This window comes from Belliella calami (assembly GCF_022549695.1).
Lineage (GTDB): Bacteria > Bacteroidota > Bacteroidia > Cytophagales > Cyclobacteriaceae > Belliella > Belliella calami.
Genome location: NZ_JAKZGS010000028.1, coordinates 1 through 23706 on the forward strand (window position 1 = coordinate 1; position 23706 = coordinate 23706).

The 23706-nt window shown below is 40.4% G+C and carries 36 protein-coding genes; 29 read left to right on the plus strand and 7 right to left on the minus strand.

Translation table 11 applies throughout. The features are described 5' to 3' along the window. Positions 1 to 588: 588 nt before the first annotated feature. Positions 589 to 1074 (minus strand): helix-turn-helix transcriptional regulator, encoded by a 486-nt coding sequence (locus tag MM236_RS19005; RefSeq protein ID WP_241276584.1) that lies wholly within the window; start codon positions 1072 to 1074, stop codon positions 589 to 591. Positions 1075 to 1156: 82 nt separating this feature from the next. On the opposite strand from MM236_RS19005, the gene MM236_RS19010 reads away from it, so the two are divergent. From MM236_RS19010 to MM236_RS19110, 21 genes are all read left to right on the plus strand, one after another. Then, positions 1157 to 1357, plus strand: coding sequence for a hypothetical protein (locus MM236_RS19010; protein ID WP_241276585.1), 201 nt, complete (start codon positions 1157 to 1159; stop codon positions 1355 to 1357). Between the two features lie 10 nt (positions 1358 to 1367). Continuing rightward, positions 1368 to 3449 (plus strand): hypothetical protein, encoded by a 2082-nt coding sequence (locus MM236_RS19015; protein WP_241276586.1) that lies wholly within the window; start codon positions 1368 to 1370, stop codon positions 3447 to 3449. Positions 3450 to 3461: 12 nt separating this feature from the next. Then, on the plus strand, positions 3462 to 4358 hold the full coding sequence (locus MM236_RS19020; RefSeq protein WP_241276587.1) for an AAA family ATPase: 897 nt from the start codon (positions 3462 to 3464) through the stop codon (positions 4356 to 4358). Positions 4359 to 4360: 2 nt separating this feature from the next. Then, complete coding sequence (locus MM236_RS19025; RefSeq protein WP_241276588.1) at positions 4361 to 4996, plus strand: P-loop NTPase family protein; 636 nt, start codon at positions 4361 to 4363, stop codon at positions 4994 to 4996. Beyond that, entirely contained in the window at positions 4996 to 5376 is a 381-nt protein-coding gene (locus tag MM236_RS19030; protein WP_241276589.1) for a hypothetical protein, read from the plus strand. The genes MM236_RS19025 and MM236_RS19030 overlap by 1 nt, the downstream gene beginning before the upstream one ends. Then, the gene (locus tag MM236_RS19035) at positions 5373 to 5975 is read left to right on the plus strand and encodes a hypothetical protein (protein WP_241276590.1); all 603 of its coding nucleotides are present in this window, start codon (positions 5373 to 5375) and stop codon (positions 5973 to 5975) included. Before MM236_RS19030 ends, MM236_RS19035 begins: the two co-directional genes overlap by 4 nt. Next, entirely contained in the window at positions 5941 to 6096 is a 156-nt protein-coding gene (locus MM236_RS19040; protein WP_241276591.1) for a hypothetical protein, read from the plus strand. The genes MM236_RS19035 and MM236_RS19040 overlap by 35 nt, the downstream gene beginning before the upstream one ends. Further along, entirely contained in the window at positions 6078 to 6734 is a 657-nt protein-coding gene (locus tag MM236_RS19045) for a DUF3164 family protein (RefSeq protein WP_241276592.1), read from the plus strand. Before MM236_RS19040 ends, MM236_RS19045 begins: the two co-directional genes overlap by 19 nt. Beyond that, positions 6731 to 7240 carry a DUF4494 domain-containing protein gene (locus MM236_RS19050; protein WP_241276593.1) on the plus strand — a complete coding sequence of 170 codons (510 nt, stop codon included), beginning with the start codon at positions 6731 to 6733 and terminating at the stop codon, positions 7238 to 7240. Before MM236_RS19045 ends, MM236_RS19050 begins: the two co-directional genes overlap by 4 nt. Positions 7241 to 7244: 4 nt before the next feature. Then, complete coding sequence (locus MM236_RS19055) at positions 7245 to 7409, plus strand: hypothetical protein (protein ID WP_241276594.1); 165 nt, start codon at positions 7245 to 7247, stop codon at positions 7407 to 7409. Positions 7410 to 7411: 2 nt separating this feature from the next. Further along, on the plus strand, positions 7412 to 7678 hold the full coding sequence (locus tag MM236_RS19060; RefSeq protein ID WP_241276595.1) for a hypothetical protein: 267 nt from the start codon (positions 7412 to 7414) through the stop codon (positions 7676 to 7678). Then, positions 7675 to 8229, plus strand: a complete 555-nt coding sequence (locus MM236_RS19065; protein WP_241276596.1) for a 3'-5' exonuclease — start codon at positions 7675 to 7677, stop codon at positions 8227 to 8229. Before MM236_RS19060 ends, MM236_RS19065 begins: the two co-directional genes overlap by 4 nt. Next, entirely contained in the window at positions 8226 to 8729 is a 504-nt protein-coding gene (locus MM236_RS19070; protein ID WP_241276597.1) for a nucleotidyltransferase family protein, read from the plus strand. The genes MM236_RS19065 and MM236_RS19070 overlap by 4 nt, the downstream gene beginning before the upstream one ends. A gap of 14 nt (positions 8730 to 8743) precedes the next feature. Further along, positions 8744 to 9073 carry a hypothetical protein gene (locus MM236_RS19075; RefSeq protein WP_241276598.1) on the plus strand — a complete coding sequence of 110 codons (330 nt, stop codon included), beginning with the start codon at positions 8744 to 8746 and terminating at the stop codon, positions 9071 to 9073. 10 nt (positions 9074 to 9083) lie between these two features. Beyond that, complete coding sequence (locus MM236_RS19080) at positions 9084 to 9500, plus strand: ASCH domain-containing protein (protein WP_241276599.1); 417 nt, start codon at positions 9084 to 9086, stop codon at positions 9498 to 9500. Beyond that, positions 9497 to 9748, plus strand: a complete 252-nt coding sequence (locus MM236_RS19085) for a hypothetical protein (RefSeq protein WP_241276600.1) — start codon at positions 9497 to 9499, stop codon at positions 9746 to 9748. The genes MM236_RS19080 and MM236_RS19085 overlap by 4 nt, the downstream gene beginning before the upstream one ends. Beyond that, positions 9741 to 10166, plus strand: coding sequence for a hypothetical protein (locus MM236_RS19090; RefSeq protein ID WP_241276601.1), 426 nt, complete (start codon positions 9741 to 9743; stop codon positions 10164 to 10166). Before MM236_RS19085 ends, MM236_RS19090 begins: the two co-directional genes overlap by 8 nt. Next, positions 10163 to 10741: a hypothetical protein gene (locus MM236_RS19095; RefSeq protein ID WP_241276602.1), complete on the plus strand. Its 579-nt coding sequence runs from the start codon at positions 10163 to 10165 to the stop codon at positions 10739 to 10741. The genes MM236_RS19090 and MM236_RS19095 overlap by 4 nt, the downstream gene beginning before the upstream one ends. Positions 10742 to 10773: 32 nt before the next feature. Continuing rightward, a complete protein-coding gene (locus tag MM236_RS19100; RefSeq protein WP_241276603.1) occupies positions 10774 to 11217 on the plus strand; it encodes a hypothetical protein in 444 nt (147 codons plus the stop codon). Positions 11218 to 11576: 359 nt separating this feature from the next. After that, on the plus strand, positions 11577 to 11819 hold the full coding sequence (locus MM236_RS19105) for a hypothetical protein (RefSeq protein ID WP_241276604.1): 243 nt from the start codon (positions 11577 to 11579) through the stop codon (positions 11817 to 11819). A 169-nt stretch (positions 11820 to 11988) separates the two neighbouring features. Then, entirely contained in the window at positions 11989 to 12255 is a 267-nt protein-coding gene (locus MM236_RS19110) for a hypothetical protein (RefSeq protein WP_241276605.1), read from the plus strand. A gap of 56 nt (positions 12256 to 12311) precedes the next feature. Here MM236_RS19110 and MM236_RS19115 read toward each other — a convergent pair whose 3' ends face one another. From MM236_RS19115 to MM236_RS19140, 6 genes are all read right to left on the minus strand, one after another. Then, positions 12312 to 12755 (minus strand): hypothetical protein, encoded by a 444-nt coding sequence (locus MM236_RS19115; protein WP_241276606.1) that lies wholly within the window; start codon positions 12753 to 12755, stop codon positions 12312 to 12314. A 51-nt stretch (positions 12756 to 12806) separates the two neighbouring features. Beyond that, positions 12807 to 13352: a phage virion morphogenesis family protein gene (locus tag MM236_RS19120; protein WP_241276607.1), complete on the minus strand. Its 546-nt coding sequence runs from the start codon at positions 13350 to 13352 to the stop codon at positions 12807 to 12809. Positions 13353 to 13489: 137 nt separating this feature from the next. Next, positions 13490 to 16030 (minus strand): phage portal protein family protein, encoded by a 2541-nt coding sequence (locus MM236_RS19125; protein ID WP_241276608.1) that lies wholly within the window; start codon positions 16028 to 16030, stop codon positions 13490 to 13492. After that, complete coding sequence (locus MM236_RS19130; protein WP_241276609.1) at positions 16030 to 16443, minus strand: hypothetical protein; 414 nt, start codon at positions 16441 to 16443, stop codon at positions 16030 to 16032. Before MM236_RS19130 ends, MM236_RS19125 begins: the two co-directional genes overlap by 1 nt. A gap of 92 nt (positions 16444 to 16535) precedes the next feature. After that, on the minus strand, positions 16536 to 18104 hold the full coding sequence (gene terL, locus MM236_RS19135) for a phage terminase large subunit (protein WP_241276610.1): 1569 nt from the start codon (positions 18102 to 18104) through the stop codon (positions 16536 to 16538). Beyond that, positions 18104 to 18532, minus strand: a complete 429-nt coding sequence (locus MM236_RS19140; RefSeq protein ID WP_241276611.1) for a DUF1804 family protein — start codon at positions 18530 to 18532, stop codon at positions 18104 to 18106. Before MM236_RS19140 ends, terL begins: the two co-directional genes overlap by 1 nt. A 141-nt stretch (positions 18533 to 18673) precedes the next feature. On the opposite strand from MM236_RS19140, the gene MM236_RS19145 reads away from it, so the two are divergent. The 8 genes from MM236_RS19145 (at position 18674) to MM236_RS19180 (ending at position 23696) form a co-directional block, all read left to right on the plus strand. Then, the gene (locus MM236_RS19145; protein WP_241276612.1) at positions 18674 to 19660 is read left to right on the plus strand and encodes an HK97 family phage prohead protease; all 987 of its coding nucleotides are present in this window, start codon (positions 18674 to 18676) and stop codon (positions 19658 to 19660) included. A gap of 63 nt (positions 19661 to 19723) precedes the next feature. After that, complete coding sequence (locus MM236_RS19150; protein ID WP_241276613.1) at positions 19724 to 20659, plus strand: phage major capsid protein; 936 nt, start codon at positions 19724 to 19726, stop codon at positions 20657 to 20659. Positions 20660 to 20677: 18 nt separating this feature from the next. Beyond that, positions 20678 to 21175, plus strand: coding sequence for a phage holin family protein (locus MM236_RS19155; RefSeq protein ID WP_241276614.1), 498 nt, complete (start codon positions 20678 to 20680; stop codon positions 21173 to 21175). Continuing rightward, positions 21172 to 21687 carry an N-acetylmuramoyl-L-alanine amidase gene (locus MM236_RS19160; RefSeq protein ID WP_241276615.1) on the plus strand — a complete coding sequence of 172 codons (516 nt, stop codon included), beginning with the start codon at positions 21172 to 21174 and terminating at the stop codon, positions 21685 to 21687. Before MM236_RS19155 ends, MM236_RS19160 begins: the two co-directional genes overlap by 4 nt. Then, positions 21684 to 22202 carry a hypothetical protein gene (locus tag MM236_RS19165; RefSeq protein ID WP_241276616.1) on the plus strand — a complete coding sequence of 173 codons (519 nt, stop codon included), beginning with the start codon at positions 21684 to 21686 and terminating at the stop codon, positions 22200 to 22202. The genes MM236_RS19160 and MM236_RS19165 overlap by 4 nt, the downstream gene beginning before the upstream one ends. Then, entirely contained in the window at positions 22166 to 22690 is a 525-nt protein-coding gene (locus MM236_RS19170; protein WP_241276617.1) for a hypothetical protein, read from the plus strand. The genes MM236_RS19165 and MM236_RS19170 overlap by 37 nt, the downstream gene beginning before the upstream one ends. A gap of 2 nt (positions 22691 to 22692) precedes the next feature. Then, positions 22693 to 23208: a hypothetical protein gene (locus MM236_RS19175; protein ID WP_241276618.1), complete on the plus strand. Its 516-nt coding sequence runs from the start codon at positions 22693 to 22695 to the stop codon at positions 23206 to 23208. After that, a complete protein-coding gene (locus MM236_RS19180; protein WP_241276619.1) occupies positions 23208 to 23696 on the plus strand; it encodes a hypothetical protein in 489 nt (162 codons plus the stop codon). The genes MM236_RS19175 and MM236_RS19180 overlap by 1 nt, the downstream gene beginning before the upstream one ends. Positions 23697 to 23706 lie beyond the last annotated feature (10 nt).

Genomic DNA, 23706 nt, shown 5'->3' on the forward strand with positions numbered 1-23706 from the left:
TATAGGGCACAAAACAAACAGTACCAAAACGGCAAAACGGAAAATTGATTGAAAAACGGCTTTACGGCCGTTAAAGCGATATTTTTAAACGTTTTTAAACGGAACGGCTCACAAATCAAAACGTCCTTACTACCATCCTTTACCATTCCGATACCATTACTAAGCAAATATAAAGGGAAAATACCGATTCCTTTACCATTACAAGCCTTGGAAAGCCCTTAAAATGGCTATTTCAAGGCTTTTTATTTGTTTTTAATCCTGATTTAAAACCTATTTAAAGCATTGTATTGATGCAATAATTTGGAAATGTGTGTGAGCTTATTTTCTATTAAAAATTGATTAGGGTGACTAATAGGGTGACAAATAGGGTGACATTTTTAGGACAAAAAACGGCTTTAAAAACCCCTATATATTCAAAAATACACTAAAAAACCATTATTTTTTAGTTATTCAACACCCTTTATTACCATATTTAAAACATTAAATTAAAGTGATAAAGTTTTGTAAATCAGTGTTTTATATGCTTTTTGTAACTATTTAATCTATTAAAGTGTGTGTGTGCGGGTTAATTGAAGGGTTCAATTGTCTCTAAATGGTCCTAGTAGGATCATGGATACCTTTCTTGGCTGTAGGGCTTTTTATTTCTAGTAGCTGTTTCATATATGATATAGTTTCTTGCTGAGTGTCTATCGTTATTTTTTGCGCTTCAATTGTATCCTTCAATGAATTAAGTATATCATTAGAAGGGTTAGTTATTTTTTGATATGGATGCTCATAAGGGGATTCATTTACTACATTATCATCTACTGGAGCATTTTTAGACCTATGAGAATCATCAGTTAAAAAAGTATTGATTTCGTGATTTTGATAGTGAGATAAATCTTTCTCTACTAAATCTAAAAAGCCTATGTGAAAATAATTCACAATTTTGTGAACTATATACAATGGAGGCTCTGTCCCACGCTCGTAGGAAGCAATATTGTCTCTAGTAGCTCCTAGAACGCTTCCCATTTTTTCCTGTGTTAAGCCATTTATAACACGTAAATGCTTGATATTAAATCTTAGTTTATCCATTGTGTAAAAAATTCACATTTTTATTTGACTTTGTGATTTTAAATCACATACTTTGTGTTGGTACTAACAAATGTAAACAAAAATGGCAAAAAATAAGAAACCAGTCCCTTATCCTGAGAATACTTACCTAGCTGTGGAAGTATTTAAGTCTGGAATGACGGTAAAGGCTATTGCCGAAAAAATAGGAGTCAGCAGATTCATATTGAGTAGAACTATAAATGGTCATTACAAGGGAAATAACATTGTCCCTAAACTCAAAAAAGAATTAAGCAATAACAATTAATCATAAGACTATGCGAGCAATAGCCTACGACATGTATCAAAGCCAAATCGGTGTAAGGATTAGCTACCTAATTAGTGATGCTGACAAAAAGCATCCGAATAGCCTTGAACTTACTTCTTATGATGCTTATAAGCAAAGGAGCTGTAGAGTACCCGGCTTTAGACTGAAATCAGGAAAAGGACCAGGTAATGAAGCTTTGGTTTCTTGGGAAGCGATGCCGCATGAGTGGAAAGAAATGTGCAAGTCTAAGTTTGGCGATCCAAGTGTAGATTATAACCCACTTGAAAAACACTTTCAAATTAGCCCTGAGGCTAAAGCCTATTATGACAACTTCCAATTTGACAATGATGAGTACCTAACCCCCGAGCAAAAAAAGAAATACACTTTGAATGCTTCAGTAATGGAGTCCATCATCAGATTGAAGTCTGATAGACTGGCACAGCGCAAAAGCCGTGGGGGCTCGATCCGAGGGATATGGGATACATTAGCAAATGACACAGTAGCTTTCAATGACCGATTGAAAGCATTGGGACACGGACAGCATACTTTGCCGGGGTCTGTAAAAAGGCTCAGAATGAGACATGATAATTTTTTGAAGTTCAAGTATGAGGAGTTTGTCGACAAGCGCAATAATAACAACAATGCTCAAGTAGTCACTCCTGTCATGATCGAACTTTGGCAGGCAATTTTTGCAGGTCAAAGAAATAGAAAGCCTACCTACATCGAGGTAGCACTTAGGTATGAGGCATTTTTAAAAGGTGATTTGGATATCATCAACAACCAAACTGGTGAGCTATTCAATCCAAACAATCCTGAGTATAGACCAGCTTCAGAAAGTTCTGTCTACAGCTACCAAGCAGCATGGGCGCAAAGGGCTGTAAGTTTCTCACTTAGAAGTGGAGACAATCAAAAGTTCAAAGCAGCCTTTGACCCATGGCACAGATTGAAGCAGCCTGAATTCGCTGGATCAATGATATCTATTGATGATAGGCAACCACCATTTGAATACGCTCCGGGCAAAAGGATGTGGTTCTACAATGCGATTGACTTGGGTTCTGAAGCCTTCACCTGCTGGGTTTGGGGAGACACTAAGGAGGGTATCATTGAAGAGTTCTACAGGCAGATAGTAAGGAATTACATGGCTTGGGGTCTAAAGCTTCCTTACGAGCTAGAATGTGAGATGTCACTTAACTCAAGCTATAAAGACAATCTTTTGGCCAATGGGGCAATGTTCCAGCAGGTGAGAATCGAAGCAAATAACGCAAGGGGAAAGCGAATTGAAGCATACTACAGACAATTAAGGTATGGTTTCGAAAAGGAGGAAGATGGATGGATAGCTAGACCATTCGCAATATCTGAAAGCAACCAGAAAGGAGCTGGAAAGCTTCCTATCCTTCCGAAAGATCAAATAGTACAAAATGCCCTACGTGCAATTGAGAACTGGAACAATACCCTGCATTCAGATCAAAATCTAAACCCCGGAATGACTAGATGGGAGGTATTCATGGAAAAGCAACACCCTGAACTCACGGAAACAAATTGGGCTGGTATCCTACCACATATCGGGTACGAAACAAAGTCATCAATGAACCTCGGTAGGATCATCCTACAGGGCAAACATAGGGTAGTCGGCTATGACGGTGAAGTGGCACTCGGTGCAAAGCTGATCAACATCCTAAAGAGGATTGAGGGCAAAGATTTGATAGTAAAATGGCTAGATGATCATGAGGGCAATGTGCTTAAATCCCTGGTCTATGATCTTGAAGGAAATCAAATATGCGAACTGCTTGGAGACCTTGGATACAACAGATCGACACTTGAAAGAAAAGGAAAAGTGGATGAAGAGCAAAACAGGGAGATCATGAGCGCATACGCTGCCACAGTGCAGGGATACATTAGAAGAAATGCCCATCAAATCGAATCAGTGACATTGATCGAAAAGCCAAAGCAAACCAAAAAAGCATTTGTGATGCCGGGACTTGCAAAATACACTGAATCCAAAAGAGAACCTGAGGTACTCGAATCAGAGGAAGTCATCAACGATCAGCAATACACAAAGAAATACAGCACAAGTACAGCAGACAGATTTTAAAACGACAATACTATGAATATCACTACAGATTTTAAAACGAAGGTAATCACTGAACTAAAAGACATCAGGACTCGATACGGAGGATCAGACTCAGCATTTGCAAAGCAATGGTCAATGAATTCATCAGTATGGTCAAGGCTTAAGAATGGAGAAACCGAAGGGCTTCTAAAGGATGCACAGTGGCTTAACCTAGGACGTGAGCTAAATGTAAGCCTTAACGAAAGAAAATGGAACATGGCAAAAACAGAGGTATTTGAAGCAATCAAGTCTGATGTGGAATTCTGCCAAAACAACAGCAAAGGGATTGTTTTGGTAGATGATTGTGCGATCGGAAAAACCTACACAGGGAAGTACTTAGCCAAGACTATGAATAACTGCTTCTACGTGGATGGCTCACAGTGCAAAACCAAAAGCCTCTTTATAAGGGCGTTTGCGAAGGCTGTAGGTGTAGATCATTTGGGCAGGATAGCCGATATCAAAGCAAATATCAAATACTACCTCAGAATGCTTGAAAATCCTGTAGTCATCATTGACGAAGCTGGAGACTTGGAATACACAGCCTTCTTGGAATTAAAGGAGTTTTGGAATGCTACCGAGGCAGTATGTGGCTGGTACCTCATGGGAGCTGATGGCCTTAAAGCAAAAATGGAGCGTGGGATTGCTGCCAAAAAGGTAGGCTACAGAGAACTACTAAGCCGATACAGTGACAAGTACATGAAGATCATTCCAACCGACAGACAGCAAAGATTGGCATTCTACAAGAAAATGATATCCGATGTATTGGCGGTCAATATAAGCGATAAATCAAAGCTTCCTACGCTTGTAAATAAATGCCTTGCTACTGATGCAAGTGGAGACATCGGAGGGCTTAGACGTGCTGAAACATTGTTGATTTTGAACAATGCCTAAGTATGTCAGGAGATCGATTAAAACGAGCCCTCACAGTCAATGATATTCTCAACAAGAAGTATGAATTACTGGACTTTAAAGGTGATTGGTACGATGCATTTGATCAGCCCGAAGGTCGTGGACTATGGTTCGTCTGGGGAAATTCGGGAAATGGCAAAACCTCATTTCTACTACAGATGATGAAAGAATTCGCAAGGCTTGGCAAAAGGATGCTGATGAACTCACTGGAGGAAGGTGCTGGGCATACCATACACAAAGCACTATTGAGAGAAGGAATGTCAGTATTGAATAGAAAACTGCTTATAGTCAACGAATCGATGGAGCAACTAGATATAAGGCTATCTAAGCGAAAAAGCCCCGAAATAGTCTTCATTGATTCCTTTCAATACGCTAGGATGTCATTTTGGGAATGGGTCGGCTTTCTTGAAAAGCATCCTGACAAATTGATAGTAGTCATAAGCCAAGCAGATGGCAAGAAGCCAATGGGACGGCCAGCGGTCAGTACAATGTATCACGCCAGTCTTAAAATATGGGTCGAAGGATACAAGGCTTTTAGCAAAGGGAGATACATAGGTCAAAACGGAGGTACCTACACCATATACGAAAAAGGAGCAAAACTATATCACGGAACAGAATAATGAAAACCATCAGCCCCAATACACACATCGGCAAAATCAGGACAGAACAAAGGTCTGATATGTCACAAGTCTGCAACATCTTGGGATGGACTCCAGAGCAATATTGTAGATACCAATTCAAGCAATACTGCGCCTTCGTAGAAGCCCTTTCTACTGACTGGCCAAAGATCAGAGAACAGATTCTTTATAGTCCTGTATTCCGTGGTTTTTGGAATAACGAATGGGCAAACAGGGACAAATACGAATTCCTTTCATTCGCTCCTGACAATGCTGACCATAGCTATAATCTAAGTGAATACCTCTTCATACATGATCATGAAAGATTGCTTGAAGAGGATCAATTCATGATCAAGTACAACAACATCCTCAAAATACTATGATCGATACCCAATTACTACTGGATGCAATCGGGGACTACTTCAAGGTCACTCCGACCGAGCTCCAAAGCAAGTGCAGAAAGCACCGATTGAGCTACCCGAGGAAAATGATAGCCTACATCCTCCGAAACCAAAAGGATGATGCTGTGAAGCTAACCGCAAGGTCTCCCGAAGTAATCAAAAGATGGATATCAGATATCAATTTCTTGGAAGAAAATGACCAATTGGTCAAAAACGATTATGAAGTAATCACACAAAGGATTCAACCAGTCATGCAGATCAATCTAACACAAAGCCAAATCAAAAGCCTACACGGACTATTTACTGAATTCCTTGCAGCTGATGCCAATAATGTAATGCTTAAGCTGATATCAATGCACATAGATGATATCAATGAAAAGCTGAGGAAAAGGATCAAAACAGGTAAAGCCAATATAGGCATGGATGAAAAGCAACAGTATGCCTTCCTGGTGTGGCACTATCATTTTAGCGAACACTTTGAAAATAGCCATGCGCATGCATACATGACCATCATAGACATCATTCAACAACTAAAACCTATACATCATGCCAAAACAAACCCCGGAGGAAATCAAGAATGAAATACAAAGTCTATATGATGAAATAGACAATACCAATGATGCGGACTTGATCCGCAAAAACGGTAAGAAAATCATCGAACTCGAATCTAAATACAAATCAAAATGCAAAAAGAAATCTTAAACAAACAGGTCTCCGAACTCACAGAGGAAGAATTGAGCGCATTGCTTCAAGAGAGACAAAAGAAGGCTAGACAGGAAAAAGCCAAAAAGGAAAAGGAATACCAGCTTAAGAAGAATCAACTGGTAAGGGAACTACTACACAAAGCCCAGGGAATTCAGGAAATTCTAGTGGAATTCAAGAAGCAAGGATATGATCAGCTGAAAGAACACTATGAGTTGATGAAGCAAATGGGGGAAGTCGCTTCTAACAACAAAGGGAATTTTCACTTGAAAAGTGACGATGGTCAATTCAAAGTGGAATTTTCAAACCATGTAAACAAAGAGTTTGACGAGCGTGCAGAAATAGCCGCTGAGCATCTAAATGAATTCTTGGAGTCCTTCATGAAAAAGCAGAATATGGCTTCTTACAAGTACATCAAGGGATTGAGCGAAAAGAAAAACGACAAGTTTGATATTGGTTTGGTAGGCCGTCTATTTAAGATGGAAAATGAATTTGACAACCCTTCTTGGAAAAAAGCTATAGAGCTTTTCAAGGCTTCTTACACTGAGGTAGACACCACACAGTACATCCGTTTCTTTATCCGAAACGAGCAAAATGGACAGTATGAAAATGTAAACTTAAACTTCGCATCGGTATGAGAATATGGTTCAAATGTACTGTAAAGTACGCAAAAGAAAATGAACAAGGCTTGCTTAAAAATGTAAGTGAAAAGTACTTGGTAGATGCGGTTTCATTTACTGAAGCTGAAGCAAAAATGTACGAGTTGCTTGGCTCTGTGATCAGGGGAGACTTTCAAGTAACTACAGCTGCAAAGAGCAATATAGTAGATGTATTTGAATATGAAGATATCGACATCTGGCATGAATGTAAAGTCACATACTTTGTAGTGGACGGTGACAGCGGCAAAGAAAAGAAGATCACACAGATCATGTTGGTAACGGCTCACGATGTCAAGGAAGCATACGACAGGATCAATGAAAGCTTAAGCAATATGCTAGTGACCTTTAGAGTACCTGAGATCAAGGAATCTTTAATCCTTGAGGTTTTTCCACATGAAAATGAAGAGGAGGAATTCATTCCTGATAATGCACCATTAGGTGAAGCTAAATGTGATCAAGAAGGAAAGGAGGATCAAGATGCCTAGAATTATGATACCACAAGAGCATATAGACGATGTCTTGAATCACTGTGCTGACATGGAAAATTCGGGCAAGACAGACAGTCCAGGGATGTCTTACGAACAAGGCGTAAAGGATGCCATCCTTTGGGTTACTGGAGAAACAAATGTGTGTCCAATAGATAAAGAAGATTAATCATGATACAAGCAATCTGCATCATCGCAATATTATCCACTATATCCAGCCTCGTAGTAGGCTGGGTATTTGGACACATGATCGGTAAGAGTATGGCACAAACAGAAGTCATTGACTATGTGGTAAAAAATCCAAGTATTGATAAAATCAAAATGCTTAACACAATATATCCAGATCGAAAACCCCTGTTTGATGACTTAGAAAAAAAGTATTTCAAAAACAACTTAGACAGCATCATTCCAAACCTACTTAATGCCGAAACAAAATGAAATACAATAACCTAATGATCGATTTAGAGACCTTTGGAAAAGGTGCTGAGGCTGTTGTTTTAAGTATTGCAGCTATACCGTTTGAAAAAGGTGTAGACGCTGGAAACAATCCAGTATTCTCAAAAAACATTGATTTGGCAGATTCATTGAACTGGGGCAGAAAAATTGAAGCTGAAACTTTAATCTGGTGGTTGCATCAAGATCAAGAAATATTAAAGTCATTAATGGAGTGGCCTGAAAAACTTGAGACTGTTTTTTATGGCTTAAAAAATTTCATAAATGAGCACTGTGTTAAAGATGTAAAAGTATGGTCAAAAGGACCATCTTTTGATGCTTCAATACTATCAAATATATACAGTATGAGAGGTTTTGGTATACCGAAACCTTGGGAATATTACAACGAAAGGTGTGTGCGTACTGAGCTTCATGGATGGGAAGAAATAGTAAAAAACAAAGTTCCGCCTCCAGCATACAAGCATGAACCAAAATACGACTGTCTTTATCAGATCGCTTGTATCAATTATGTTTACCTACAAACACACGTGCTATGATTTACGAGTTTGCCCTTGAAATAGCAGAAAAGATAAAGTCCGATCTAGCCCCACACTGTGAGCGCATAGAGATAGCTGGAAGCATCAGGAGAAAGAAGCCTGAAGACATCAAAGATGTAGAAATAGTTTGCATTCCAAAGCCCTACAATGTAGGGCTGTTCCGCTCCGGTATAGCTGAGGTCATAGAGCAATGGCCAAAGGTAAAAGGAGACCTACCATGTAAGTACACACAGCGCATTTACGGTACTTATGGAAACGAGATCATCAAAGTAGATATATTCTTTGCTAATCCGGAGAACTGGGGACTGATTCTAGCCATCCGAACTGGATCAGCTGAATACAGCCACAAGGCGCTTGCTACGACTTGGAGCATCAAAGGCTACAAATCCGAAAATGGAATGCTCTACAATGACCGTGGAAATCCTGTCCCAGTGAGAGAGGAAAAAGACTTGTTTGATCTTCTTGGAATGGATTGGGTAGAGCCTGAAAATAGACTTTAGACATAAGACATAAGATGCAAGATTCATTAAGAAACTTACTTGTAAAGGGAACAATAATAAAGACAAGTTATGGTTCACGGCCTTACTTGATTAATGAAGTTAGTGAGCCTTGCAACTGCGGTAGATTGTCAGATCAATTGGGATTGACAAATACAGGAATGCAGGACTGGTCACCTGATCACTATCACATCACTTGCAAGGATCTTGATAAAAGCAGGTCAAACGGTGACCCCTGCTATCTCAACGCATACAATTTAATTGATGGTGAAATCAGGTCAATATACTGTAATGATAAGATTGAAATTTTAGGGGTTAAAAAAGGTACACAATTCAGTTTGTTTTAAAAAAAAGACTATGCTACTAGGATTTAAGAAAAGTTTTGCAAAACCGATTTTACAGGGAAGTAAAGTTTTTACTATCCGAAATCAAAGAAAGCTAGAGCCAAAAATTGGCGAAACGCTATACATGTACACAGGCCTAAGAACTAAAGACTGTAATAAGATAACCGATAAACATAAGTTAGTATCAATACAATTAGTTGACCTATACTTTTCAATTGACGAGGAAGGAAATGGATGGGTTGATATAATAGTAGATGGTAGGATGTTGAAAAATTACGAAATGCAAGAATTCAGCAAAATGGATGGCTTTACTGATCTAAAAGACTTCTCTGATTATTGGCTGGAAAATGTTAAGCCAAATAGATTAGGTATAAAATACCATGAAGCTGAAGATATGATTATTTACCACTGGACAGATTTAAAACTATGAAAGCAGTAAGAAGAATACATTTTGAGGATCAAGGACAGGACTTTCTTTCTTGGGATCTTGATAGATTGGATGAAGTAGTAGGCTGTGAGCCTTTTCAAGGATCGGTATGGATTGGATGCGTGGTGATCACAGATAGTGAATCAGGTTTATTGGAAGGTGATCGCCCGCATTTTGTTAACAAGATCGGGAATTTAAGGCAACTCAAATATAAGATTGAAAGAATCGAAGAACTTAAAGATCATGACTAGAAACTACAGGCAGTTATACAGCCTTTTGAAGCTTCAAGGATTGACAAAGGAAGAATGTGTGTTGGAGGTTTCAAAAGGTCGCACAGATAGCGCAAAAGAGCTTACAGATGCCGAATGGTCGGTACTGATTTTATGGCTAACACCGATTCATAAAGCTCAGCACTGGCAACCAAAACCAGGAGACCGACAGCGCAAAAAGATGATCAGCATCGCAAGGCAGATGAATTGGCACATGAGTACAAATAGACCGATTCAAGACAAGGGAATTACCCTGATCATGGCACGGCTCGACAATTGGGCGCTGGCTCAAAAATTCAAAAAGCCCCTCATGCAGCACTCGGAACAGGAACTCAATGTACTCCTGTCAATATTTGAAGAAAAGGTATATAAGAGCTATTTAAAGGACTTGAACAGATGAAAACAACCTATAAACTCACATCCAGCAGAATGAACGGACATTTCCTGATATCATTTGAAAATGACCGTTTAAAAGCTTTTGAAATAAACTTTAAAGAGGATTTAACTGTAGCGCAATTTTCTTACTTCCTAAGCCGCCTACCGATCAATGAAGAGGGTCTTAAGGCTTACGAGGAACTAGGACTCACCATCGAGAGAACAGCAGCTACAAATGAAAAGATAGCCTTATTCTGCCGAATCTACGAAAAGCATGTAGGAATCAAGTATAAAGTCAGTGCAAGCGACTCAGGCAAGATCAAGACCATCCAAGTGGATGAAAACTTACTGGGTCACTACTTTAGGTCTGAAAACTTCCTATGGAAAGGAAAGTACAGTATCAGTAACCTAGTCAAGTACTATAACGAGCTAAGGGCTGATATCATTCAGGGAGGTAAGCCAAAGCATCCTGATCAGTGGGATGCAGAATACTTTCGAAAGCTCAAGACTGATCAGATCAGTGACTACTATCGTCACCTGAAAAGCCTTGGTCTAAAAGTCATCAAAGACGGTACTGGAAGGATATTAGATTGGAAATAATTATGTATAATTGTAAACTAAACTATTTAAACATGAAAAAGCTAAGTTTGATTTTGTTGGTGATGATCACCTTACTCGCTTGCAGCACTGAAGACACAGAGCCAAGAGGTGAATTGAAAGTAAATGTAAAGTATAAGTTCGAAGGCAATGACAACCACCCAGTAGCCGACCCGATCCCAGTATATTTGTTTACGAACCTTGGAGGTTCAATACACGGATACACATACAGAGGAAATGGCAAAATGCGAAATGATGGAGGTCAGGAGCTGGAATACTCCAGTGTAGCTTATCTTTCCTCAGGTGTCGTCAATTTCACCAACTTGGATATTGCTACGCATACGGTGGTATTGGATATGCTTGATTCAAAGCTTGAGATAACCAGGACTACAGCAATCAACCTACAGACACATAAAGGTAAAGGTGAACTGAATTTCAATATTGACATTCATCCATATACTCCATTTAACATTTATTGAAAATTATACATTCACTAACTAGTTTAAAACTTTCTTTGCCCTGACAGCCTGTCAGGGTATTTTTGTTTTATGCCCTATGTTCGTGACAATTATATCAAAAAAGCTCAGCATATCCGTGAAATTTATTTCAAGGTTAAGGAGGAGGATATTCCCGATACTAGAATAGTCCGATCAGTTTTTCCAAAGTTCAATATTTTTATCAGTTACAGGCAGTGGATGAACATCAAGAACATGAGAATCAATAGAAATACAGAGGATATTAATACAAATCAATTAGTATTGTTTTAAGACAATTTGGCAATAATATCATTTTGGATATTTTTTTGGTCTTTCATTCTTTCAAAAAAATTTTATATACAATGAAATATTACTTAATCTCAGAAGAGGCGTTAAAAGATTTAAGCCTAAAGCTCGGAGCTGGAGCAACAACAACAAACAATATTCAAGATTCAGGTTTCAAGTTTGGAACTACAGAAGCAATCAAACAAGTCAAGGACTTGGCTTTAGTAATTGATGAAGATCAATTTCATGAAATTCAGATCATTCTTGATCGTATTCAAGGAGAAAAGTTTGATGGTGGATTTACGGATAAGGGTTCTTGATTGAATTAGAGATATTAGATAAATCGTAAAAGTAAATTGTATAGATAATTTGTGCCTCCTGAAAATTGTTTTTCAGGAGGTTTTTTAATTATAGCAATTGACAAATTGACCGTAATTTTATATTGGATCAATTTTGGATCATCATATTATTCACTTTAACTAAAATGATATGCCAAATTATTCTAAAGAAATTTTCAGTATTCAGGAATCAGTACAAGAAAAATATCCTGATCTAACAGATTTTGAATCTCTTCAGATTGCTTGTGAAATACATAAACAGGAGCTTTATGCAGAAACCTATTTACTAGGGAGTAGTCAGCCAAATGCCATTGAATCAATAGCCATACAAATGGGGATGAAAGAAAATGGTTTTGGAAGTACTTTAATCGATGCGATTCAAGGTTTAACTGATGCAGTATCTAGTCACAAAGAATAATTTTTTATCATAAAAAAAGCCGATAACTCAAAATATCGGCTTTTTTGATGATATCCCTATTCAGCTGCTGACACATCCAAAAATTCAGTGCTAAAAGGAAGCTCGCAAATCTTAATTCTGTCAGGTCTTGCAGTTTCTATTTGCCTTTGGCGCTTGAGTGGTGTAGTGCCTACCCTTTGCCCTTGAAGCTTTTTATATACATTTTTCACAACTGCATAGTATGCCAGTGATCTATCTTTCACATTCTCTGGAGCTAAGTGAGCCGACTCACCCTTATAGTCAAATGCCAGCTTTACATTGACCAGGACTTGGCATTTTTGTTTCTTCTGTCCCAGTTCGATTGCGTTTATGATGTCAATACCTATCAAGGCGCAAGGGAATGCAACCATCGGACGGGTATTGAAATCATCCAGCTGACCAAAATCCATATCGATCCATTTGACCTCAGGTACCTCAGCGATCAAGTCGCATACTTTTAAATAAATTCCGTCTATATCCATAATTACATTTATTTTTAGACCTGACAGGTTTTTAAAACCTGTCAGGTCTCACTATTTGAATTTGTAAGCTGCTTTTATCCGGGCAATGATATTTTGGTTCAGTTGAATGGCTGCACCCATATACTGGCGTTTTGGCATTTGGATTACATGCGCTTTGAATGTAAGTCCCTTTCCTGCCGTAGTACCTTTTTTGTATAGTCCCATGCCTCCGAATGCTTTGGCTTTCTTGCCTTTGGTGTGGCGGTTTCTGATGAAGGTCTCTGACCTTGCGGCCTTGCGAATTTCACCGCCTTCGTTGTGGATGCGTGCATAAGGAACTTTTGAGTTACCAGCGCTAATTACAACCTTGTTAGGGGTTCTTTCGGCCTCCCTTATACTGTTGACCAACTTACTGCTTTTGACCATCAGTGAGCCGCCTTTGGGCTTATATCTTTTTGAATATGGAGCCCATTGATTTCCATCAAATCCTTTTCTACGAAATGAATCTTTGTAGTACTCTACAGCAGTTTTGGAAATGATAGCAGGTGCTTTGTTATCAAAGAATTTGTTATGCTCCCTAAAGAACTTATCTAATTGTGCATTTGCATCTTTTGCCATAATATTCCGTATATTTGTATTGAGGCTATTGACAGCAGTGATGTACGGCCAGCACCTTTGGGAGATGGGGACTGTACAGTTGCATAAGCAGTGTTGTCACTGGCTAACCCTAACCCCGATCTTTCGTAGGATCGGGGTTATTTTTTGAGGGATATCCCACGCCTATAGCTTTCTATCACCTTGGTCTTTTCAGTCAATTCAAACCAAGTCATCAGTTCTATGATATTGTTTGCACTTTGACGGCCTACCACTACCATTGTTTTGTCCTGGTAATACTTCAGGTAAACCAAGTCATCCAGCTTCGAAGTGTTTCTTTTGCCATGTAACCACAGTTCATCAGGCTTTGCTAAAGTTTCTTCCATCGCACTAATTAGCTTTACACGGCTTTCTTTGCTCCCAGTGGTGTGCTTTTGGAAGTTTACTGGGTCAACATTTAGAGCCCTCTTATTATAGTCGTAGACTGTTTGTTTGCCGTTTAGCGTGTCAAGCTTATCAAAGTATTCCTGCGCTGTACCTTCATAAACAGGCTTATTTGATTTGGCAATGGTTTTGGCTTGATCATAAGGCTTCATTTTGTAATCAGAAGCATCAAGGTTGTTGAGTTGCTTATTGGTAGCTGTAAGGTTCTTGCCTGTGATATACTGTTGATTGGCTGTGAATACTTCACCAGTCAACGCCCTATTGACCCCAAAACCTTGCTGAGCCGCTTTATCAAAAGTATCTGATCCAAAGTATTGATTAACCCTTTGTCGCTGTGCTGCAAAGTCAACACCCTGTATTTCGTCTCTTGTCATCGCTACCACATAGCATCTACAATTCCAACCATTTGGCGGGTATATCCTTTGCCAAAGAGGATCATTTGCAGGAAGAATCAAACCGTCCAATTCTGCATGCTCAGGCCTTACCGCACCATCACCAATAGTGACATATCTCCAATATGGGAATACTTCAATATCCTCCATCAAGCTGTAATAATTGCTTGAGCTTTCCCCTACAAGTATGGCAGTGTCATATTCGGTTTTGAGCCATTGATCATTCCAAACATCACCAATTTGCTTTGCGTTGGTTTTGAATATGTCAAAATTTGGTGCATCCCTGAAAACCTGATTCAAGGCCTGAACTTCAGCAAGCGTTTTGCCTGCCGAAAACCTAAACATATTCAACTCAAATGAAGTCAATAGATGCGGGCTGTCGATGCCGTATTTGATATCGATGGCAAGTGTTTTAGACGTGGAAGGTTTTGAAAACCTGTCAGGTATTGACCTCGATAGCTTGATCTTTGATCCATCCAGTCCCTTGTTGAATCCTTTGATCAAAGTATTGGCAGTAGCTTCAAAGGTGTCAGCACTAAACTTTAAATTGCCTTTTGATTCAGCTACCTGATCTATTAGGGAATCAGTTTTAGGAGCGTCTTTTGGGAGGCTTAGTTTTGATGTGTGGAGACATCCACAGTCTGCCCTCCCGAAATCCTTCGGGAGGGCTTGGGGAAAAAAACCGCTTTCCCCTCTTTGGCTCAATGCCAGTGACAAAGTTTCTTCAAAGCTTTGCCTTTGCCGCTCACCAGTGATTTCAATGCCAAATTTCTCTTTGATCCATTCCGGGTCAATGTTATAGTGAGGCAATAATCCCTGTACAAATTTCCAAAGTTCAGCTGTATCTTCAGACTCGCTAAACTTAAATCTCAAATCACCTTTCAATACACCATGCTTGACAAGTGCCGGGATGATCGTATTATTCCAAGCCTCCTCCAGTCTTGCCATATCAGACTGCACCAATAGCCAAAGCATCTCAAAGCTGACCTGATCCTTTGAGCGGCTGCCGTTGTCAGTATCCTGACCAATTAGTCCCCCAGAGATCAATAGACAAATTTTGTCCCTCAGGTGAGAAATCAGGTTCTTATACACATCACCATTTGTACTCACTCCTTTGGCAAATTCAAACTCCTCCGTTTCGTCAATGATAAACCAGGAAGCTGATCCCATGTCCCGCATCATTTTTTCAGCTCTCTTAAGTGCTGTTGCATTTTGCGTGTCGGTCTTCATCACTCTTGGAGGTATGCCGTAAATCTCACACAGCTCAGACCAGCAGCTTTCTGCAAATCTTGAAAGCAGCACTGGTGCTACAATCTTGTTTAGCAAGCCTTCATGTCTGCTATTGAATTCCAAAATCCAAGTTCCAAATTCAGGCATTTCACGATATTTGGTGAACTTGCTTAAGTCGGTATAGTCAGGATAGAATTTGCCAGTTTGAGGCACTACATTATACCTTGGAATCAATTCCCCAACCAATTCCCCTGAAGCTTTTTTTGATAGCTCCACTAGGCTATAACCATCCCACTCGGAATCTTGGACTACCTGAGTAAAGAATCTGTAAAGTGGATGGCTTTTTAGCGCTTTTGTTTGCTCTTCATCTACATCACCGTTTGGCTTGATCAATTCGAAATCAGATGAAAACACTTGGTTTTGCCTATTGCTCAACTGGGAGCTTGCCAAGGCATCCAATCGAATCTCACGATAGAGCAATTGCAGTCTCCAAGTGACTGGATCAAGTTCAAGGTTGAACATGTTCAAGGCCATGTTCCAAGACTTGATGTCTTGCCTTACTCGGCTGATTGATTTGGGTTGCCATGGAAGGTACCTTTTGCCTACCTTGGCATTCGTTTCTTTATTGTCCATCATTAAAATCCATCATGGTTAAACTTCCTATTTGATCCAGCCAAAAACGGACGATCAAAATCCTCTTCGAATAGTGGCCAGCCATTCATTACATTTTTGCTGATATGGATCAAGGCTTTGATAGCCCTATCATATCGGCTTTCTGCAAGCTCAAGATCAACCTGCACATTGACCACATTGATGAAGTGCCATTTTGCAATGTCCTTGATGTAGGTGATCAGGTTTGCATATTTGAGCTTGTCAGTGCCTACACTGGAAAATATCGTTTCGGTATTGTACCGAGTTAAGTACTGACTTGCTTCCATCATTGCGGACTGGATCGCTTCATTGATCTTGTCATCATCGTCACGGCTGATGACTGCCATGCCCTCAGGCCAAATGTGCGTTTCGAGATCTTGTTTTGTAATGAATGGCATAATTGATTTGTTTGGTTGGGCTGTTAGGACACAGACCAAGGGTTTAGCGTTAAGACCTGCCATGTTTTAAAAACATGGCAGGTCTGGTTTATTTAATAGTGATTATCAACCCTTTCACCGTGGACATGGGTAGTTTCTTGCTTTGCCGTACGGCGGTTCACGTATGAAAATGCACCGTGGCAGGCATCAGGGCCATCGTCATGCGCTTGACTTCCTTTTTCAAATGCCAGGAACTGATTGATCAATTCTAGCTGATCCACTGTCTGATAGTCTTCATTGAAGAATACCATGTGTGCTTCGAAGAAACCAAGCAGTGATTCAATTCTATCAAACTTATCTGTCTTGGCTTTCTTATCAGGTCGCACGGGAATGTGATATCCCCTTTGGTCACCTTCTAGCATGAAATCATTTGTAAATTCATCCATTGCGAATAGGCCTTCAATTAGGTATCGTATATTGTGATTGCCTAAGCCAAACTGCTCGTAGGTGTCATAGAGCCATCGGGCGACATCTGCACGGCTCTTTTGTCTGAGATAGCAAAGGAGGATATGAAACTCACGTCCTTTTTTGCCCACCAAGACCATGGCTTTAAAGTCACCATTTGCTTTGTAAGACAAATCACCATAAAAGCACAATGAATCATATTCACGCAGCCAGTGAGGCGACTTGAATATCATATCCTTGGATTTGAATACCTTGCCCTCCTCGATGTGGACGTGCATGTACTCACGCATAAAGGAGCGGTAAGGCATGTTGTCGTACTTATCCCTCCAAAATTCTGCATCTCCACGTTCAGGCCATTCAGGTTCAAAGTCTGTGAGGTTTTTGACAGCGCAAACCCTAAAGACTTCAAAATGTGTCTTAGACTTCCTGCCAGACATTTCCTGCTTTTTCAACTGTTCCAAGAAATACAGTCTTAATCTGTTGGTAATTGAATTTCTATGGAAGTTATTGTTTGCGTAAATAAATCGATTGGTAGAGTCCATGTCCGAGTCAAAGCATCCCCAAACATCTTCAGTAAGGAAGTCCAAAGCCTCACGCATTAGGCGGTCGTTGTTGACGTGCTTTTTACTATCTACATCATCGACAACTATGTAATCGGGACGGTCTGCATCTTGTCTTGATCCTCTAGGGTCTTGACCAAACCCAAGAGCCATAAACCTTACTCCATCAGTGGTCAAAAAATCTCCTGAGCTCCAGTCTCCATGTTGCATTTTCTCACCGTAATCATTTTTCAATCTATTATTGTGAGTTAGCTGAGATTGTATTCCCCCTAGTAGCTTATTGGCTTTATCTTCTGTCTGACCTAACAAAAGCATAAACTGTATTTCACCAAGTACCAAATACAAAAACAAAGGGATACCCATATCTATATGGACTGACTTTCCAGCTCCACGATACATTTCTGCAAGCAGTCGAAGGCTTTTGTTTTTGATTATGATTTCAGCAAGCTTACGATGAAACCAAGCTGACTTCTTTTTTGCAAAGTTTGGAAAATAGAATTCAAACCATGCCACATAATCCTTTTCCAATCTTCTTACCCTTTTGGCTTTAGCCTCAGGCAGTTCATGAATATCGATAGATGTAGCTTTGGATATTCGAGCGCAATGCTTGTCATAGTCAGCGAGTAACTTTAGAAACTTTCTGTTTTCGATACTCATCAGCTTTCTAGATTAATGCGATGAATAAGAAACTGCTTGTGAAAATGAATGCATTTCATTGCAAACTCCGGGTCTTCCTCAGAAATGAAATTGTCCAAGTCCTTCAAAATCCGATGCACTACAATAGGATCAGCTTTTTTGTCGCAGCGGTCAAGAGCGGACATAAGCTTAGATATGCCATCAGCTGGTAGGGTTGCTTTATTCCCTTGGACTACGCTTAGCAATTCTTTTTGAAGGAACTGTTTGATCTTGACAGGGCTGGAATGATAGTCAAGTCGCTTTCCCTCCCAGTCGTCCGCTGTTGACCAGTTGCCTACAGTCTTTTCAGTGATTCCAAAAAGTTCCGCTACTTCCTTCTTTGTGCACTCCATATTCTCGATGAAGTGATCCATTGCCTGCTGTCTGATTTTGTCCTTCTTAACTGCCATATATCCTTGATTATGTGTCAAAAGTGGGCTAAAAAAGGGCGTAACTAAAATAACAGCGCAAGCATTGCACAACTATTTCATAGCCCAAAAAACAAAGCGAATCTTTGAATCCACAAGGGCAAACAATTAGAACAGCGATCAATGGCAAAACAATCATATATCCTAAATGATGAAACACAAGCAAACGTCTACGGCTTCCGGGTGAAGAATTCAGGGATAGACTTGGATCGCTTCAACAAGAACCCGGTCATGCTAGCGATGCATAGAGATTGGGATTTGATGGCCGTCATTGGTCGCTGGACTAATATCAGAATTGAGGGCAGTCTATTACTTGCAGACCCTGAGTTTGACATGGAGGATGAAGAGGCTAAAAAGATAGCTGGTAAAGTAGAGCGTGGATTTGTCAAAGCCGTGTCTATGGGATTCCTTTTCCTTAAAGAGAATTTGGAAAAAAACATAGATGACATGTTTGACTTGGTATCCTGTGAGCTGTATGAATCCAGTTTTGTGACTATACCAGGAAACAAGAATGCCGTCCGACTTTATGCCGCTCCAAACAAGCTGATGAAAGATGATGAAATCAGACTTTGCCTCAATGCCGTGATGGTAGAAAAACCAACAATTGACACTAATTCTAAATCAAATAACATGGAAAAATTCACATTGAGTGGTGCGGCTCTGACTGTACTATTGATGGCTGGGCTAACAAAGCAGGACGATCCTTCCGAGATCAACTCAGTGATAGGTAAGCTTGGTACTGATCTACAGACCGCAAAAGATGATTTGGCAACAGCCAAGACAACGATTCAGACAATGAAGGATGCGCAGCTCAGTGCTGTGAAAAAGACAGCCGAAAACTTGGTAGATGCAGCTGTATTGGCTGGAAAGCTTACTGCTGACAAAAGAGAGCAGTTTGTAACCCTTGCGGTGAACGATTTAGACCTTGCAAAATCCATCTTGGAGAACATGCCGGGTAAAAAAGGTTTGGCAGCAACAGTAACAGGAAGCCCAGCGGGTGGAAATGCAGATGATCCAAAGAACATGGATGAATTCCAAGCCCTTCCACTTTCCAAGCAGTTGGCTTTTAAGGCTGATAATCCAGAAGGTTACGCAGCGCTGTTCAAGTAAGCTGAAAAGCTCCATGCCCCGGAGAATTAATCAAGCTTTAAACAACAATTAAATAAAAAAATTATGCCAGCAAATTTTCCAGAGTTTTGGCTCTCGGTCGTTGAAAGGAATTTTAAGGCTACCGATAGAGCTCCATGGCTCGATGGTATTCCTGAAATTCCGGGAGATGTACAAGTTATCAATGGAGGTAGCAAATCCGAGAAAAACACTATCCATATTCCATTGAGTGAATTTGAGGTAGATGTGTTGATCAACAACACAACCTACCCGATTGCTGTTCAAGAGTATGATGATGATGAAATCATTATCAATCTTGATAAGTTTCAAACATTGGCTACAAGCATCAGCGATGACCAAACTATTGGAGCATCCTATGATAAAGTGAATGAGGCGACAAGAAATCACCAAGAGTCAATCTTGTCTAGAAAGTATATTAAGGCTATCCATGCACTTGCTCCAAATTCAAATACTGCAAATACACCTGTTGTATTGACAAGTGGTCCTGTTCACGGAGGTCTTGAGTTTGGTAGAAAAATATTCACATACGATGATATCGTAGCGATGAAAGACAAGTTTGATGCGCTTGAAGTTCCAATGGAAGGTAGAAGATTGGTTCTTTCAACTGATCACTGGAATGATGCACTTTTAGATAGAAAGCGCTTTGGTGACCAATTGGTAAATTATCGTACAGGTATGCCAGCTCCAATGATTGCAGGGTTTAGTTTGTATCAATATGTGGCAAACCCACATTTCACTGGTACGAACAAAAAAGCATTCGGGTCATTGCCAGTTGCTGGTGATTACAGAGCTTCTGTAGCTTTCCATGAAAGTATTGTGGGTAAAAAGACTGGTATGACTAGGCAATATTTTGAGCCTTCTACAAGCGACACAAGAACTCAGACTAATCTTCTGAATTACCGTCACTACTTCATTGCAGTGCCTAAGCGTGCGAAGTACATCGGTGCAATTGCATCTGCTGAGGTAGTTGATCCGGGATAATCGATGCGTTGGAGCTTCATGAAAATATTGAAATCATTTGGTTATGAAAATTGGACACAGCTGGGGGAGAGTTTAGCCCCCAGCTTCAAGTACCAGTTAACTATCCCAACAGTCACGCTAAGCGGTTTGACGGCTTTAGTTTCAAGGGTATTCGGCTTGGATGCTTGGTCTTTTGGGGTGCTGTTGATCATGTTTATGGTCGAACTTAGAAGTGGAATCAGGGCAAGCAAGATCAGGGGAGAGCAATTTGAAAGCATGAAGTTGAGTAGGTTTTCTTTCAAGGTTTTCTATTACCTGGTCATCATTGCCGTCACACACTTAATGTCCTTCAGCTATGCGATGCTTGACAAGCCTGTGGCTTCTGAAATATTCAGCTGGATGCAGATATTTCTTGTCATACAGATAGTACACGAAAACATCGTCAGCATAGCGGAAAACATCAGTGTGATATCAGGCAAGCCAAAAGCGCATTGGATCAACAAGCTGTCAGACAAAGTAAACGGTTTCTTCAAATGAGATGGATTGATTTCATATTTATTCATTGCAGTGCCGGGCATGCTAATATCAAGGCAGTACAGGCATTTTGGCACAGACCAAAGAGCCAAGGAGGTGCAGGCTGGAAGATCGGAGGATATCACGCTTGGGTCGATTACGATGGTACAATCACTTGGCTCTATCCAATTTCACAGATAGTCAATGGCGTACTAGGGTTCAATACCAAAGGAATTCACATAGGATACAGAGGTGGTGTCAGAAAGGACAATTTCAAGATAGCTGAAGATACCAGGACAGAGGAACAAAAGGCAGGAATACTGGATGCGATCTTTCAGATATATGAAGAGCTCAAATTACATCAGCCAGTAGATCACATCAAGATACTTGGACATCGGGATGCAAGTCCAGATAAGAACTTAAACGGAATCATAGAGCCATGGGAGCGTATCAAAGAATGTCCATCATTCGATGCCATCCCTGAGTACGCTTGGATTCAGGGAAGTGTAGCAAATCAAAGAAAAGGCATATTATGAAATTAAAGACAACCGGGGCGGTGATGGTGGGGATTCTCCTCCTGGTCTCGTGTAGGTCTGTCAAGAAGTTTTCTTCTGATCAGACCAGTACTGAGGCTGAGCGAATGGATGAACTTTATTCACAATTTTCAAGAAACTTGGAAATAGAAGAGTTTGGAGATACGCTAAAAGGTAGAGTCCCCTTTCCTATCGATATCACAAAGCCTACAGTGATCACCGGGGAAAGTCAAGGGATCAGCTTGGAGCTGACGATCAGTGACCAGGGAATCGGTTACAAAGCAATTGCAAAACCAGTTGCACGATCAAAGTTGTCATACAGTGATACCATTGGGCAAATATCATCTATCAAGGAGCAATCAAGCAGCTCAACGGTTCGAGAAAAAGAAGTAAAAAAGCGGCTGCCTTTGTGGCTGTACCCGGTAGTAGTCATCGTCATGTTTGTCGCTTCGGGTCTAATCGTCAATAAAACACCATTAAAATGGGTAAAATATCTAAAGAACTTGAAACGAAGGTAAGACTAATTTTTAGGTCTTATCCCAAAGCAAAAGAATTTCACTTCACAAGTGACGGTCAAGCATTCAGCTTAGAAAGTGATGCAAAGAACCATGCCAAAACACTCAAAGCCAAGGAGGTCACTAAGATCACAAGGCAGATGGTTGTTTCGGGAAATTTTGAACTTGACACTACGGTGTACGATGAAAAGGTAGTTCAAGAAACAAGTGCAGGCAATGAATTTCAGGCAAGCGGCGCAAAAGGGGAAAAGGGACTAAACGATCAAATCGGAAAGGCTGCTGAAGACGAGGAGCGTAAAACTTTGATTGAGAAATTCACAGAACTGGAAGGCAAGAAGCCAGCGCACAACATCGGTACAGACAAGCTAAAGGCTGCTGTAGAAGAGCTTGAAAAAGCTGCAAAGGAAGCTGCCGAAAAAGCGGATAAGGATTCAGATTCTGAAAAGGGATCAGATGATCAAAAAGACACTGAAAACCAAAAACCTGAGTAATCATGGGAAAAGTAAGATACGGCGCAAAAAGAATTGAACTTGGAGTTTTTGACCCTGAGACTGGGGCGACTTCGGCATACTTTGAAATGCCTGTATATCGTGACACCTTCACGATGACAGAACCTGAGCCAGCGGTAACAGAGCATTTCCAGCAAGGCAAAATCAATCCACGTGTAAGACGTGTAACCCCAGCATCAATTGAAATCAGCTTCCAGTTGATGGATACCGATGCTGACAGCTTAGCGGCTGCATTGGGTGGTACTGTGACTACTGTAGATGGTGTGAAAAAATGGAATGCTCCTAAAAATAGAGGTGAAAAGCTTAAAGCTTTACGAATCACTGTAGAGGATGATTCTGTCATTGAGGTACCTGCATTCTCGCACTATGTAAGGCCAAACTTTGAGATCACCGAGGCAAACATCAACCTCTTGGATGTGAGCGGTGTGGTATTGGATTCGGGTCTTGATGAAGTTCCTGACTTCACATGGTCAGACCCTGAGCCTGATCCTGAGCCGTAATGAATCATCAAACTGAGCTCAATGCAGCTTACAACATTTTAGAAAGGGGCGTCAGGGCGAAGGTCAGAGCCCCTTTCTTTTTGAGGCTGTTTGGAAAGAAAACGGTAAGTATATCCATCAAGAAGCTCTATGCCGGGACACTCTTAGAATCATCTGCTTGCTACCTCAAAACAGGAATCAAAGAAGAGCAATTGAAGGAAGTGGAGACCGAAGCGGCACTGGAGCTGATGGCAAAGCATGGCAAAGAAATGACGAAAGCGATTGCCATTGCTGCGCTTAACAGTAAATGGAAGATCAGACTGTTTTCAGGACTCTTAGGCAGGTACCTGCTATGGAATATGCATTGGCGTGAAATCTTCGCATTGCTCGAGTTCATCTTGGTGTACAATGGCACATCGGATTTTATGCATACTACCAGATTGCTACGGGCGATGCTGATCACAGCTCCAAGCAATCAGGGGCAAAAGGCAAAAAAGAAAGGGAGTTAAAGGCCAAAGG

What these genes read in the sequence shown, in the direction of transcription:
- terL (WP_241276610.1), bottom strand. Translation starts at nt 18,104, where the DNA reads ATGAGTATCGAAAACAGAAAGTTTCTAAAGTTACTCGCTGACTATGAC.
- MM236_RS19165 (WP_241276616.1), top strand. Translation starts at nt 21,684, where the DNA reads ATGAAATTAAAGACAACCGGGGCGGTGATGGTGGGGATTCTCCTCCTG.
- MM236_RS19155 (WP_241276614.1), top strand. Translation starts at nt 20,678, where the DNA reads ATGAAAATATTGAAATCATTTGGTTATGAAAATTGGACACAGCTGGGG.
- MM236_RS19020 (WP_241276587.1), top strand. Translation starts at nt 3,462, where the DNA reads ATGAATATCACTACAGATTTTAAAACGAAGGTAATCACTGAACTAAAA.
- MM236_RS19140 (WP_241276611.1), bottom strand. Translation starts at nt 18,532, where the DNA reads ATGGCAGTTAAGAAGGACAAAATCAGACAGCAGGCAATGGATCACTTC.
- MM236_RS19015 (WP_241276586.1), top strand. Translation starts at nt 1,368, where the DNA reads ATGCGAGCAATAGCCTACGACATGTATCAAAGCCAAATCGGTGTAAGG.
- MM236_RS19130 (WP_241276609.1), bottom strand. Translation starts at nt 16,443, where the DNA reads ATGCCATTCATTACAAAACAAGATCTCGAAACGCACATTTGGCCTGAG.
- MM236_RS19105 (WP_241276604.1), top strand. Translation starts at nt 11,577, where the DNA reads ATGAAATATTACTTAATCTCAGAAGAGGCGTTAAAAGATTTAAGCCTA.
- MM236_RS19025 (WP_241276588.1), top strand. Translation starts at nt 4,361, where the DNA reads ATGTCAGGAGATCGATTAAAACGAGCCCTCACAGTCAATGATATTCTC.
- MM236_RS19060 (WP_241276595.1), top strand. Translation starts at nt 7,412, where the DNA reads ATGATACAAGCAATCTGCATCATCGCAATATTATCCACTATATCCAGC.
- MM236_RS19035 (WP_241276590.1), top strand. Translation starts at nt 5,373, where the DNA reads ATGATCGATACCCAATTACTACTGGATGCAATCGGGGACTACTTCAAG.
- MM236_RS19030 (WP_241276589.1), top strand. Translation starts at nt 4,996, where the DNA reads ATGAAAACCATCAGCCCCAATACACACATCGGCAAAATCAGGACAGAA.
- MM236_RS19150 (WP_241276613.1), top strand. Translation starts at nt 19,724, where the DNA reads ATGCCAGCAAATTTTCCAGAGTTTTGGCTCTCGGTCGTTGAAAGGAAT.
- MM236_RS19110 (WP_241276605.1), top strand. Translation starts at nt 11,989, where the DNA reads ATGCCAAATTATTCTAAAGAAATTTTCAGTATTCAGGAATCAGTACAA.
- MM236_RS19075 (WP_241276598.1), top strand. Translation starts at nt 8,744, where the DNA reads ATGCAAGATTCATTAAGAAACTTACTTGTAAAGGGAACAATAATAAAG.
- MM236_RS19160 (WP_241276615.1), top strand. Translation starts at nt 21,172, where the DNA reads ATGAGATGGATTGATTTCATATTTATTCATTGCAGTGCCGGGCATGCT.
- MM236_RS19085 (WP_241276600.1), top strand. Translation starts at nt 9,497, where the DNA reads ATGAAAGCAGTAAGAAGAATACATTTTGAGGATCAAGGACAGGACTTT.
- MM236_RS19170 (WP_241276617.1), top strand. Translation starts at nt 22,166, where the DNA reads ATGGGTAAAATATCTAAAGAACTTGAAACGAAGGTAAGACTAATTTTT.
- MM236_RS19010 (WP_241276585.1), top strand. Translation starts at nt 1,157, where the DNA reads ATGGCAAAAAATAAGAAACCAGTCCCTTATCCTGAGAATACTTACCTA.
- MM236_RS19095 (WP_241276602.1), top strand. Translation starts at nt 10,163, where the DNA reads ATGAAAACAACCTATAAACTCACATCCAGCAGAATGAACGGACATTTC.
- MM236_RS19055 (WP_241276594.1), top strand. Translation starts at nt 7,245, where the DNA reads ATGATACCACAAGAGCATATAGACGATGTCTTGAATCACTGTGCTGAC.
- MM236_RS19065 (WP_241276596.1), top strand. Translation starts at nt 7,675, where the DNA reads ATGAAATACAATAACCTAATGATCGATTTAGAGACCTTTGGAAAAGGT.
- MM236_RS19050 (WP_241276593.1), top strand. Translation starts at nt 6,731, where the DNA reads ATGAGAATATGGTTCAAATGTACTGTAAAGTACGCAAAAGAAAATGAA.
- MM236_RS19080 (WP_241276599.1), top strand. Translation starts at nt 9,084, where the DNA reads ATGCTACTAGGATTTAAGAAAAGTTTTGCAAAACCGATTTTACAGGGA.
- MM236_RS19070 (WP_241276597.1), top strand. Translation starts at nt 8,226, where the DNA reads ATGATTTACGAGTTTGCCCTTGAAATAGCAGAAAAGATAAAGTCCGAT.
- MM236_RS19125 (WP_241276608.1), bottom strand. Translation starts at nt 16,030, where the DNA reads ATGATGGACAATAAAGAAACGAATGCCAAGGTAGGCAAAAGGTACCTT.
- MM236_RS19180 (WP_241276619.1), top strand. Translation starts at nt 23,208, where the DNA reads ATGAATCATCAAACTGAGCTCAATGCAGCTTACAACATTTTAGAAAGG.
- MM236_RS19175 (WP_241276618.1), top strand. Translation starts at nt 22,693, where the DNA reads ATGGGAAAAGTAAGATACGGCGCAAAAAGAATTGAACTTGGAGTTTTT.
- MM236_RS19100 (WP_241276603.1), top strand. Translation starts at nt 10,774, where the DNA reads ATGAAAAAGCTAAGTTTGATTTTGTTGGTGATGATCACCTTACTCGCT.
- MM236_RS19045 (WP_241276592.1), top strand. Translation starts at nt 6,078, where the DNA reads ATGCAAAAAGAAATCTTAAACAAACAGGTCTCCGAACTCACAGAGGAA.
- MM236_RS19145 (WP_241276612.1), top strand. Translation starts at nt 18,674, where the DNA reads ATGGCAAAACAATCATATATCCTAAATGATGAAACACAAGCAAACGTC.
- MM236_RS19120 (WP_241276607.1), bottom strand. Translation starts at nt 13,352, where the DNA reads ATGGCAAAAGATGCAAATGCACAATTAGATAAGTTCTTTAGGGAGCAT.
- MM236_RS19090 (WP_241276601.1), top strand. Translation starts at nt 9,741, where the DNA reads ATGACTAGAAACTACAGGCAGTTATACAGCCTTTTGAAGCTTCAAGGA.
- MM236_RS19115 (WP_241276606.1), bottom strand. Translation starts at nt 12,755, where the DNA reads ATGGATATAGACGGAATTTATTTAAAAGTATGCGACTTGATCGCTGAG.
- MM236_RS19005 (WP_241276584.1), bottom strand. Translation starts at nt 1,074, where the DNA reads ATGGATAAACTAAGATTTAATATCAAGCATTTACGTGTTATAAATGGC.
- MM236_RS19040 (WP_241276591.1), top strand. Translation starts at nt 5,941, where the DNA reads ATGCCAAAACAAACCCCGGAGGAAATCAAGAATGAAATACAAAGTCTA.